Origin of the sequence: Motilimonas eburnea, from assembly GCF_021295345.1 — a bacterium.
GTDB lineage: Bacteria > Pseudomonadota > Gammaproteobacteria > Enterobacterales > CBDFNC01 > Motilimonas > Motilimonas eburnea.
On the sequence record NZ_JAIMJB010000028.1, the window covers coordinates 26,996 to 38,957 of the forward strand.

The window sequence follows — 11,962 nt, forward strand, 5'->3', positions numbered from 1 at the left end:
CTTGTTGGCTTAGCTTGGGATAATGCGAATGCGGCTATTGACACCTTCATCGGCAAAACGTTGATTAACAAGGGCGACCGCCTCCATAAAACCGAGTAAGACCTCAGGACAATGATTGATAACCATTTCGGTTCCTTCCAGCAACACGGTTAAGTGCTCATCGGCGGTTAAATAGATGCCGGTTAACTCATCATCATCCTCAATCATATTGATCATGGCATTGGTCCATGACTCCATATCATGATCGTAAAAACCAGTGAACTTAAATGCGCGAAAGCTCTCGGCATGAAAATCCTGAAAATCATAAACATTAGATAAATCTAAATAAACTCGCATGATGACTCCATGTTTGGGTTAGCAAGACGGTAACTTAGCCCACTTGCACGTAAGGTTTTAGCGCGCACCGCTTGATTTAAAATCGTTTCAGGTGCAAACAGGGTTAACCGTTGTTTGGCTCTTGTGATGCCAGTATAAATTAACTCTCGGGTCAGTACAGGTGACATCGCATCGGGCAACACCATAACGGTATGATCAAATTCCGAGCCTTGGCTTTTGTGCACCGTCATCGCAAATACAGTCTGATGAGCAGGTAAACGACTGGGCAAAAAGTGATGGACTTTGCCATCAGCCAGTTCAAAATAAACGCGATGATCGCCATTTTCATTAACCAAGCACATGCCTATATCACCATTATAAAGGCCTGCTTGATGATCATTCGCTGTGATCATAATGGGCCGACCTGAATACCAAGGCGCCACCGTGGGCTCTGACAATGACGCCGTCGTCGGCGCCTTTTCAATAGGTAAACGAAGCCACTGTGCGACCAACTCATTTAAACCTGTGACACCATAAGGGCCTTCACGCAAAGCGGCAAGCAACTTAAAGCGATTAAATGCCGTTAAAATAGCACGCACGGCATCGGGCTGGGGCGACTCCCCAGCCGGTAATGCAGCCACCCACTGTAAATATTCGCCATAACCCTCTGCAACGATTTGCTGCAATGCGGTTATCTGTTCTAATTCAAATCGAACGATGTCTTGATACTTAGACCACAACGGCGCTATCCGCGCACTTTGCCCTGCGTTAACGGCGCGAGCCAAATAGCCTATGCCCGATTGCTGATGAAAACGATAACTCTTTTGTAATTGACAAAGGCTGTCGGCAACCGTACTAAGCTGTCCTTTGTTACTCGCCTCTCCTAGGTTAAATCCGGTTAAAGCAGTGAGCTGCTGACAACGAGCATGGCTGTAACCTTGCTCGACCAAGCTACAAATATCCCCGAGTACCGAGCCGGCCTCAACCGAAGCTAACTGGTCTTTATCACCCAATAAGATCAGCTTGGCGTTACTGGGTAATGCCGCTAATAAGCGCGCCATTAAGGATAAATCGACCATCGACGCTTCATCCACCACCAGCACATCCAAATGCAATAAATGGCCTTGATGATGACGAAATTCACTTCGCCCGGGCAATACACCTAACAATCGATGGAGAGTGCTGGCTTGTACCGGGATTGCCTTGGCTACCTGATTAGGTAAGGTCAACTGACTCAACGCGCCGGTGATCGAAGCCGTCAAACGCGCCGCTGCTTTACCTGTTGGTGCCGCTAAGCGGATATCGAGTGTTTCACCTCGCTGTTGTGCCTGCATGATAAGTAGCGCCAACAATTTAGTCACTGTAGTGGTTTTACCTGTGCCTGGGCCACCGGATATCACAGCAAAAGGCGCACTGGCAGCCACAGCTACTGCCACCTTTTGCCAATCAATTTCACTCTCCTTGAGTTGGTTTGGCGCAGCAGGAAACAATTGATTTAATGCCTGAGGCAATCTTGGGTCCACTTGGTAATTAAGCGGCTGGCCAAACCGCCTTGCAATGCTTAATTCAAATTGATGATAGCGCGCCAAGTACACTCGATTTAGCTCAAAAACCAAGGGCTTATTTGCACCAACAGCGATGCTATTGGTTAATAACTCAGGCCATTGCGCTACCGGTGGTAAGGTCCAATCTTGAAACTGTTGGCCGTACAACGGGCCACCTAAACTAAACAGTTTGTCTAATTGGTCTAGATCCAAGCACACATTGCCTTGGCCTAACTCATAACTGGTGAACGCCGCGCAAAACACCACGACATCTTGCTCCAACGGCGCTTCAATCTGTTGTTTTGCTATTCGGCTAATCAACTCTGCAAAGTAGTAATCCAGTGGGCGGATCTGATCATCTTGTAATAATTTTTTTAACCGCATTAACATGGCTGCGCTTCCCCGATAAATAGCTGATCCAGAGCTTCAATCAAGGCGCGGTCTGGTTTGGTATAAAAAACACCATCACCACCCGTTTGCATGCCTCGCAAAAAGAGGTAAAACACGCCGCCAAAATGCTGTTCATAGTCATAATGGGGCATCCGCTGCTTTAAAAAACGATGTAAAGCGAGGCTGTAAAGCTGATATTGAAAATCGTAGCGATGCGCTATCATGCTTTGCGCCATCGCCTGCTGATGGTAATCACGGAGCTCATCACCAAGGTGATTCGACTTATAGTCAAGTACATAGAACTTGCCATCATGTTCGAAGGTCAAGTCAATAAACCCCTTTAACATGCCTTGCACCTGCATAAAGGCTAACTCACCCGCTTGACGTGATAGCGCATCGTATTTCACCACCAGCGCATTCACATCTGTCGCCTTGATGGGCGCCATGGGTAAGTAAAACTCCATCTCCACCAGCTTATTGGCTTCAGGGATATCGGATAAGCTAAAACCTTGCCCTAAATCTTGCTTAAGTACTTGGCTTATCCAGTCAACTAACACAGGTAACCACTCTGGTTCATAACCTTCCCGTTCAAGCTGCTGCGCAACAAGCTGTGTCAAATGAGCGGGTGAGGCTTGGCTAAAGTCAATTTGCTCAAATAAGGTGTGTAAAAATGTCCCCGCCCTCGCGCCTTTATAAAAACTAAAAACGTTCATTAACGCCTGTTGCTCGGGCTTTTCTTCGATCATGACAGGTAACTCTTCGGTGCGCACAATGGGCGAGTGCTGGTGCAAACGAGACAAAGCAGAGTAACTGGTCACCCACCAATCACGCTGGATCTGATGGTTAAATGCCTTAGGTGGGATGCGCTCAACTTGCGACCCTTGAGCAGTATAAACAGGCTCAGGAACGTCACTTGGGGCTGCTACCGCCATGTCATCACACTTGTCTACCAGCGCTTGTAGCTGCTGCTTTAAGCCAGCCATATCCATGGCCTCACCGCCCTGTAGCAGATACCCAATGGCAGATAAATGTAAATCGGTGATGGGTTTTTTACCCGCTCTGGATTTTATCGGCGCGATCCCCAGATAACAGGCAAACACACTGCGGGTTAACGCCACATATAACAATCGTAAGTCTTCTGCTAAGCGCTCACGATCAGCCGCTTCTATATGTTCTTTTTTCCCCGTCAGGTCGATAACTTGCTGACCAGACTCCTGCTCATGAAACAAGGCCGTATTTGCTTGTCGGTACGAGCTAATAAAGGGTAGAAATACAAAATCATATTCCAGTCCTTTTGATTTATGAATGGTCACGATCTGAACCAAATTTTGGTCACTTTCCAATCGTAGCTGTTGCTCATCAGCATTGCCGTTGGCTTGATTAATTTGCTCACCATACCAACGTACTAAAGCGTGCTGACCTTCTAGTTCAAAGCTAGCTTGCTGTAATAGCTCACCAAGGTGAAGCAGGTCCGTTAGTTGACGTTCACCATCTAGCTGACCTAACAAGCGGGCACTGATACCTTGCTCTAACAATAAGGTACGCAGCATGACCAACACGCCCTGCTGCTGCCATAACCTTTGATAGACGACGAATTGGGCAATTTTTTGCTCCCAACGCGTTTCATCCGCAAATAACGCGGCAAGGGAAGCGGCATGGTAATTAAACAGTTGAGAGCTTAATGCGCCACGCAGTAAACGGTCATCCGACGGATTTAATACCGAGTGAAGTATTCTCTGTAAATCAATCGCTTGTTCACACGAAAAGACACTGTCCCGATTCGACAAATACACGCTTTTAATGCCTTGGTCAGCCAACGCTTGCTTGATAATACTGGCTTCACACCCTGTGCGTACTAATACCGCAATGGAGCCTGCGGTTATCTCGTGCTGACCTTTGCTGGTTGAGATATAACTTAGGCCTTGGCCAGCAGCACTAAGTAAGCGATTGATCTCATTAGCACAAGTGACCGCCATCAATTGCTGATAATCGCTTTTATTGATGGTGCCACTGGCGGGCTCAGCAAGCCACCATTGTATAGCGGCGGGCGTTTGGCCATGATGGAGCCATTGTTGCGCTGATTTCTGCGAAGGGTAATCAACCGCTAAAAAGGCGATATCTTGTTCATAAATAAATGGCGCTTTAGCCTGCAAAAACAGCTGGTTGACACCGTTAATCATGGCTGGCGACGAGCGATAGTTGTACCCTAAGGTATAGTGATGGGTCACTTCACGGCGCGCTTTGATATAAGTAAAAATATCGGCTCCACGAAAGCCATAAATCGCTTGTTTAGGGTCGCCAATCATAAACCAACCCGCCACATTGTTAGCGCCGTAGATCTGCTGAAATATTTGGTATTGGATCGGATCGGTATCTTGAAACTCATCTATCATGGCCACTGGATATGCTTGGCCTATACTTTGCGCTAGCGCGCCACCACTATCTTGAGCCAAAGCGCGCCCCAAATTCACCAGTAAATCATCAAAGCTTAATTCATTGGTTTGTTGTTTGGCCTGAGATAAACGCACCGCAACCCAAGTGAGGGCATGATGCAAAATATGCTCTCGCACCGATAACGACTCTGCCAACAACTCTTCTATCAACTCAAAAACGTCATGACTTGGCACTTCTCCCTTGCTGGTTTTAGCCGCCAACTCAGCTTGGCTAAACTTAGCCAACTTATCGCAAATATCATAATCTAACGTGGGCCGCTGCGACCATTGCGTCACATCACCAAACCATTTAGGTAAGTTTTTACTGCTGTAACTGCGTTTATTTACACCCGAGCTAGCAATAATATCCAACAAATCTTGCGATGCTGCCAACCAAGCCGATTTCACCTTAGCAATTCGCTCAATAATCCCTTGATGCTTATCCGGTAACGGCACCGGCTCTAACGCCGGTAACACCACGAGGTTCGGCTTAGATAACAGATCATATAAATCCATTTGCAGTTGACTGGGATCGGACCATAACTGATAAACCACCCGACTGAGATCAAGATCTAAGGGGTAAAAATGAATACGCCAATAATCGACCACGGCCAAATATAATAAATGGCTTTGATCTTGTAGTAATTCTGCTTCAAACAAGGCACCCGATTCAAATGCATGCTGTTTGAGCATACGCTGACAGAAACCATGTATGGTGTAAATCGCGGCTTCATCCATTTGCCGCTCTGCGTCTTGCAATATTTGTGCGGCTTTTTTCTTATCGGGAATGTCGTCCAACAGCGCCTGGGCCACGGGATCGCCAGCGGCATCCCCCTCAATAAAACACTGGCGCTGTTGACGTATTCGTTTACGGATCCGGTCTCTTAACTCGGCCGTGGCGGCTTCGGTGAAAGTCACCACCAATATTTGGTCTATGGTCAATGGCTGCTGATGACGCGTTTGGTCATCACCGTGGCCCAATAGCAACCTTAATACCAGACTAGCAATAGTGTAGGTTTTACCTGTACCAGCAGAGGCTTCAATTAACCGAGCACCATGAAGTGGAAAAGTCGTTGCATCAAGGGGTTGTGCCATTTGCTCGTCACCAAAATATAGCCAGCTAGAATCGCTTTAGTATATACCTAAGCGAGCTCAAGTTGCACGATTGAGGGAGCCAGATCTTGCCGTGCTGTAAACCCAGTTTAGATTTGCCTTTGGCAAGATAAATAGAGTTGCACCCAGATAAGCGTCAAAGTAGAGTAAAACCTCAATCATTCCAATTATTATTAATATGAAAGCCTTAAATCTACAGCAACATCCCGGCCGCGTTATTTTACTGATTGCCCTGTGTTTGTCCGCTTATTCCAGCTACTCATTGATCTCACCTTATATTGAGCCCGTAATCATTGCTTTGCTGTTTAGCATGTTATGTCAGCCCATCCATCACTGGATCAGCCAAAAGCTTAAAGGTCGTGAAAATATCGCCGCAGGCCTGACCTGCACCTTGATCACCTGTTTGATTTTGCTGCCCATGTTCTTTGTGTTCCTTGCCATTTTGAACCAAGCCGTGAGTTACTCAAAAAGCGTATTAGATTGGATCCAAGCCGGAGGAATTGAACAGCTATTAAGTCATCCTTGGGTGAGTCAAGTGCTGGTATTTGCCAAAGAGTGGCTACCGGTTGATATGTTTGACAGTGCCAAAATAAATCAAGATATCATGGCCTTAGCATCTAGTTCAGGGAAAAAAGCCTTATCCCTTAGTGCTCAGTTTGCGGGCAGTATTTCTAGCTTTATATTTAGCTTTTTGCTCATGCTGTTTGTGTTGTTTTTTACCTTACGAGATCACCATAAACTCACCGAATTTTTACGTCATGCCGTGCCTTTATCACGCAGCCAAGAAGACACCTTAATAAATGAAATCCAACTGGTGTCTAAATCTGCGCTATTGGGGTCATTTCTAACGGCCTTGTGTCAGGGGATTGTTGGTGGTATTGGCTTTTGGATCGTTGGCATCCCGGGATTATTCTGGGGCACCATTATGGCGTTTGCTTCTTTAATTCCCGTCGTCGGCACCGCCTTAGTTTGGTTGCCCGCGGCCTTGTTCTTATTACTCACAGGTGAGTGGCAATGGGCAGCCTTTTTGGTAGCATGGGGCGTGTTAGTGGTTGGCTCTATCGATAACTTCTTACGCCCAGTATTAATGAATAATATCTCGTCGATGAACACCTTAGTGATCTTTCTTTCCTTGATGGGCGGGATCCACGCCTTTGGTTTAATGGGGCTGATTTATGGTCCCATTATTATCGCGACCACCTTTGTACTGTTTCACCTCTATGAAAAAGAGTTCAAGGATTTCTTAAACTACCAAGATAAGCACTAGATCAACGACGAGGGGGGCATTCTCTCCCTCGTTGCAATGCCTGTCCTTATTCATCCTCTATAGGTGTAACATTGGCCAGCAGCGGCCCAAACACTTGCTGGCTGTGCCCCTCAAAGTCATGCCATAGCAGACTTAAATCTTTGTAACAGCGTGCAATGTAAGGATCTTGCCCCTCACCCGTCAGTACAAATTGGCCATTAAACCGGTTTAGTGCTTCTTTACGCGCTTTATCTAGCCGCTCACCATCGAAAGTTGACTGCAGTAAATCCGTTGCTCCCATCTCACACAACTTAGTCGCCCAAGCAAAGCTGGTATTAGGGAAAAACACTAAGGGTTGAGTTTGGCCTAAAACATACAGCTCAACCAGTTGTTGTAGCTTCTGCTGAGCATATTCTTGATCAAGGAAATTAAACTCGACCCCTTGTTGCTTACCCAATAACCAACTCGATTTAGCGGGGTTGCCCATGGCGCAGTACACAAGGTGATAAAGCCAATGCTGGATCAGGTCTTTACCATTGAGTCCACCCGCCTTGTAGCTAACCAATCCAGATTGAAAATGATGCGTTAACCATCCAGTCAGGTTAACCCTCTTTAGACTAGGTAAATAGGATTGCGTGAGCTGGCAGGTTATCAAGCACGCCAGATCTTGTTCAGATTTTGCAACTAAAGGCTCAAGCCTTTGCAGTAACGACGCGACTTCCGATTCCTGACGCGCAAATGCCAAATGGCCAAACTCACCATGGGGTAATAGCCCTTGCGCCTTAACCATACTATATACTTGCTGGCTGTCACCTTGAGCTAGACGTTGTTTAAGGATCTGGTTTGCCAATAAGTAATTATCTAATCCGTCTAGACTAAAGGGTTCATGATCAAACTGGCCAATTTGTTCACTGCTAAACCACACTTTTAAGGTCTGGTTAAAGAAGCTTTGGCAAGGATGACGAAAGAACCGAACCAGCTGGTCTAGCTCGAGCTCTAACTCCTCATCACCGAGCTGCTCCGGCTGCAAATAGGATTGAACCTGGCCTTGCTCTATCGCAACAAAAGGCTGCATCGGCTGGGGCTGCTCGTCTAACCACCAGTGTGTTGCATACGTCGCAAATTCGCCGTTGAAGTATCGGGGACTAAATGGCTGTAACGGGTATTCGCGCAATAGATGTTGCTGGCAACTGCCCGCTTCATAACAAAAGCCCTGTTCGCAATAATCAAGCAACTCACTGACCAAGACTGATGGGGTCCGCTCGGTATTGTCTTTAATACTGCGGCTGACATAACTGATATATAAACCTTGTTGCGCCGAGCACAAAGCCTCAAGAAACAAGTACCTATCATCGTCACGGCGGGAGCGGTCTCCCTTTTGCATTTGCTCTGCCATTAAATCAAAACCAACGGGCGCGATGCTCCGTGGATAAACGCCGTCATTCATCCCTAATAAACAAATTACTTTAAACGGGATCGAGCGCATTGGCATTAAAGTACAAAAGTTGACTTGTCCGGCCAAAAATTTCTGCCCGCCACTAGCTTGGTTAAACTGCTGCTGCAGATAATCCGTTAAAATAGCGAGGCTAAGAGGCTCAGCAAATCGGCTTTCATCAACTTGCTGCTGCAACTGATTAAGGGTCTCCTTGATCAGAGTTAGCGACTCAAAATCATCATCGGCCATCAGGTAGAAGTCATCAAGCACGCCAAATAGTAGTTGCTGCCACTGAGACATACTGTGAGCTTGCTGCAGTTGCTCACTCAGCAAAATCAATTGTTCAACAAAGTGACATAACTTACCCAAAGGTGCGGCGCCTAGGCCTTGGCATTCGCTGTAAGGCAAAATACCCGCAACCATGGCATCGTCCATAGCATAGCCTAATAGCATACGTTGTAAGCCAAACAACCAAGTATTTTGTGCAAGAGGCGGTAGCGCAAACTTCTCACCATCTTGTTGTGTCAACCCCCAACGAATGCCGCTTTCAATGACCCATTGGCGAATTTGGCTAAACTCGTCTTGATTGATACCGAATTTGGCTAACACGGCAGGTACGGATAACAGCTCCAAAAGCTCACTGCTGGTACAACGTGAAATAGGTAAACGCAGTAGATGTAAGAAACTAGTGAAGACAGGGTTTTCTTGGCAGACACTGCGATCAGAAATAGAAAAAGGGATCCGGCACATCTGGCTTGCGCTACCAAACACGGCTTGAATATACGGGCTGTAGCTGTTGACATCGGGCATCATCACAATGATGTCTTTGGGTGTTAAGGACTTATCTTGCTCAAACATAGCAAGCAGTTGATCGTGCAAAACCTCTACTTCACGCATCGCACTATGGCAACCCACTACGATGAGGCTTTGATCACCAGCCGCCACCTCACGTTTGGCGAGCCCTTCATCAGTGGCATTGGCTAATGTAAGTATGTCCGCTTGAAGCCATGCTAACAGGTCATCGCGAACGGGGGCGATAAAGTGACTGTATTCATTTACTTCAAAATGATGAAGTTGATAAAGGAAGTCACGGCCTAGTTTACCCATGGATGCCAGTAATGGATTACCTAATTGAAAGCCGAGTTCAGGATCCACGTCCAGCTCAGATGGCACTAAACTCATCGGCTGCTGCACCGTGAGCTCAGATCCCGCTAACACAAGGTTTCGACGCTGCTTGGTACGTAGTCTAGCTAGATACTTAGCATCAACAATATCATCCCAAAATGCCTCACACGGGTTGGTGAGAAACAGGTGCACTTCTACATGCTTACCTAACTCAATTATGGCTTTTAAATACTCTGGTGCCATTGCAGAGATACCAAAGACGAACAAGCGCTTAGGCAAGGCCGGAATCGCTTTTCCCTGTTGCAAAGCGGCAATCAGGTCCGCATACAAAGCCGCCCTATGATACGGCTTTTCACCTTGGCTATAGTCAAACTCTGAGTGTATTTTTTGCTGCAAAGCTCGCCACAAAATAGGTTGCCATGCCTGTTGTTCAACCCAATCCGGAGCGCTTTGTCCCGCTTCCCAGGCGGTGATCCATTGCGGTCGATAAACTAAATATTGGTCAAAAATGTCGGCGACTTTCTGGCAAAGTTGATACCGTCTTAGATCGTTTTGATCTTGTTTAAGATAATGCCTTAAGGATTCGAATTCTGGTTGCTCAAGATACTCGGGTAATAAGCTCATTAACGCCCATGCCATCGCAGCCTTATTAAAAGGACTTTTCTCGGGCACATTAGGTAAAACCTGAGTGAAGGTTTTCCAAATAAAACTAGCGGGTAAAGGAAACTCGATATTGGCCGTGATCCCTAGCTTGTCGGCCAGTTCTAATTTTAACCACTGTGCCATCCCCGGGCTTTGCACCAAAATTTGTTCCGGAATAAAGGGGTGGTTTAGAGGCTCGCTTTGGATCAAGTGAGCCAATATTTCTTTTAAGAAATCCAGACGGTTGGAATGATATAGCTGAAACAAGGCAAGCTCTCGGTAAAGATCTAAAGCAAGCAGTTTGTAAGATCTTTAGCCTAGATGCAAATTCTGCTGCTATGCCTTGGCAAATATACAACGAAGCCGAATACTTGAACTACAAGGTATTCAAGAAATCAGCAGGCGGTACAAAGAAAATGCATCCCGTTACCGCTCGAGTGTATTTCAGTAGATGGTCATAGTGACCTTGTTCATCAGCAAAAATCATCTTGCGCAAGGAAATATTAATGACCTCTGGTGACTTAGCAAAACCAATGAACACACTACCATGTTCAATCGCATTACCGTAGGGCATGTTTTGGCGGTACATCGGAATTTCTTTGCCTGCTTCATCTGTAGACTTGCCTTTATTGATATGGGCAAATGGCGCTTTCTTTTCACCAGAGAATTCCACATTGTCTGCTTTGCTGCGACCAATAACCTGCTCTTGTTGCGATACAGCTAAATCGTTCCACTTATTGAGATTATGGACATAGCGTTGCAAAGTAATGTAACTGCCACCTTGGTAGTTAGGATCTTCATCGCCGATCAACACAGCATTCACGCGCTTTTCATCCACGGGATTCTCAGTGCCATCGACAAAATCTATCATGTCACGATCGATTAAGTATTGATAACCTTGGGTATCTTCAATTATTTCTGCAATGGGCTCGAATAAATCAGCGACCCCTTTCGCGATCCTAAAGTTCAGATCCATTCGCTCAGATTTAACATATACAAAGATATCACCTGCCGTTGCTGGAAAATGGCGTTCAGCTTGTTTCATCTCGGTAAAGGGAACAAGGGCAGAGGGCTTTTGTTGTTCAAATAGCTGCGACCAAGCCTGATCAGAGAAAGCAACCAGCCATTCAATTTGGCAAGTTGGCTCAGCTTTGTTCACGGTTGCTATCAGTTTAGGTAATTGTCGCAGTGCGGATAAAAAGTCAGCTTTAAGGTTGGCTCCATCACGTAAAGACAAAGTGATAAAATCTGCGAATGGGCGTCCGTCACTAAGGATCGCATTTTGTGTGAACATGTTTACCTCTTTCGATATCAAATGTTATTGCAAGTATCATCACGAATCACAAACAATAGCGCAATACAAACAAGTATATACAAGAGGGCATCAAAGTTAGCATTAATAGAGAGTTAAAGAGTTAATAAACTCATGCTAATCAAGCGAGTGCAGTTAAAAAGGAAATTTTTATAAGGAGATGGTGCTGATACCCGGAGTTGAACCGGGGACCTCACCCTTACCAAGGGTGCGCTCTACCAACTGAGCCATATCAGCATTTAGAAAAATGCCCTCGTCTTTGACGAGGGCTTTTCGTATTAGGAGCTTGGCGGTGTCCTACTCTCACATGGGGAAGCCCCACACTACCATCGGCGCTGCTGCGTTTCACTTCTGAGTTCGGCATGGAATCAGGTGGGTCCACAGCGCTATTGCCGCCAAGCATAAATT

The 11,962-nt window shown here is 46.2% G+C and carries 6 protein-coding genes, 1 tRNA gene and 1 rRNA gene; 1 reads left to right on the forward strand and 7 read right to left on the reverse strand.

All coding sequences use genetic code 11. The features are described from left to right. Positions 1 to 9: 9 nt before the first annotated feature. Genes K6Y21_RS19505 through recB form a run of 3 tightly spaced genes read right to left on the reverse strand, consistent with a single transcriptional unit; the run spans position 10 to position 5,776 of the window. Positions 10 to 336, reverse strand: a complete 327-nt coding sequence (locus tag K6Y21_RS19505; protein WP_233073581.1) for a barstar family protein — start codon at positions 334 to 336, stop codon at positions 10 to 12. Next, the gene (recD, locus tag K6Y21_RS19510; RefSeq protein ID WP_233073582.1) at positions 321 to 2,249 is read right to left on the reverse strand and encodes an exodeoxyribonuclease V subunit alpha; all 1,929 of its coding nucleotides are present in this window, start codon (positions 2,247 to 2,249) and stop codon (positions 321 to 323) included. The genes K6Y21_RS19505 and recD overlap by 16 nt, the downstream gene beginning before the upstream one ends. Next, on the reverse strand, positions 2,243 to 5,776 hold the full coding sequence (gene recB / locus K6Y21_RS19515; protein WP_233073583.1) for an exodeoxyribonuclease V subunit beta: 3,534 nt from the start codon (positions 5,774 to 5,776) through the stop codon (positions 2,243 to 2,245). Before recB ends, recD begins: the two co-directional genes overlap by 7 nt. A gap of 196 nt (positions 5,777 to 5,972) precedes the next feature. Between recB and K6Y21_RS19520 the strand changes: the two genes are divergently transcribed. Then, positions 5,973 to 7,061, forward strand: coding sequence for an AI-2E family transporter (locus K6Y21_RS19520; protein ID WP_233073584.1), 1,089 nt, complete (start codon positions 5,973 to 5,975; stop codon positions 7,059 to 7,061). 46 nt (positions 7,062 to 7,107) lie between these two features. Here K6Y21_RS19520 and recC read toward each other — a convergent pair whose 3' ends face one another. The 4 genes from recC to rrf all read right to left on the reverse strand — a co-directional run bounded on the left by recC (position 7,108) and on the right by rrf (position 11,954). Continuing rightward, entirely contained in the window at positions 7,108 to 10,509 is a 3,402-nt protein-coding gene (recC, locus tag K6Y21_RS19525) for an exodeoxyribonuclease V subunit gamma (protein ID WP_233073585.1), read from the reverse strand. Positions 10,510 to 10,618: 109 nt separating this feature from the next. Continuing rightward, a complete protein-coding gene (locus K6Y21_RS19530) occupies positions 10,619 to 11,536 on the reverse strand; it encodes a Dyp-type peroxidase (protein WP_233073586.1) in 918 nt (305 codons plus the stop codon). Positions 11,537 to 11,715: 179 nt separating this feature from the next. After that, a tRNA-Thr gene (locus K6Y21_RS19535) sits at positions 11,716 to 11,791 on the reverse strand. 47 nt (positions 11,792 to 11,838) lie between these two features. Then, a 5S ribosomal RNA gene (gene rrf / locus K6Y21_RS19540) occupies positions 11,839 to 11,954 on the reverse strand. Positions 11,955 to 11,962 lie beyond the last annotated feature (8 nt).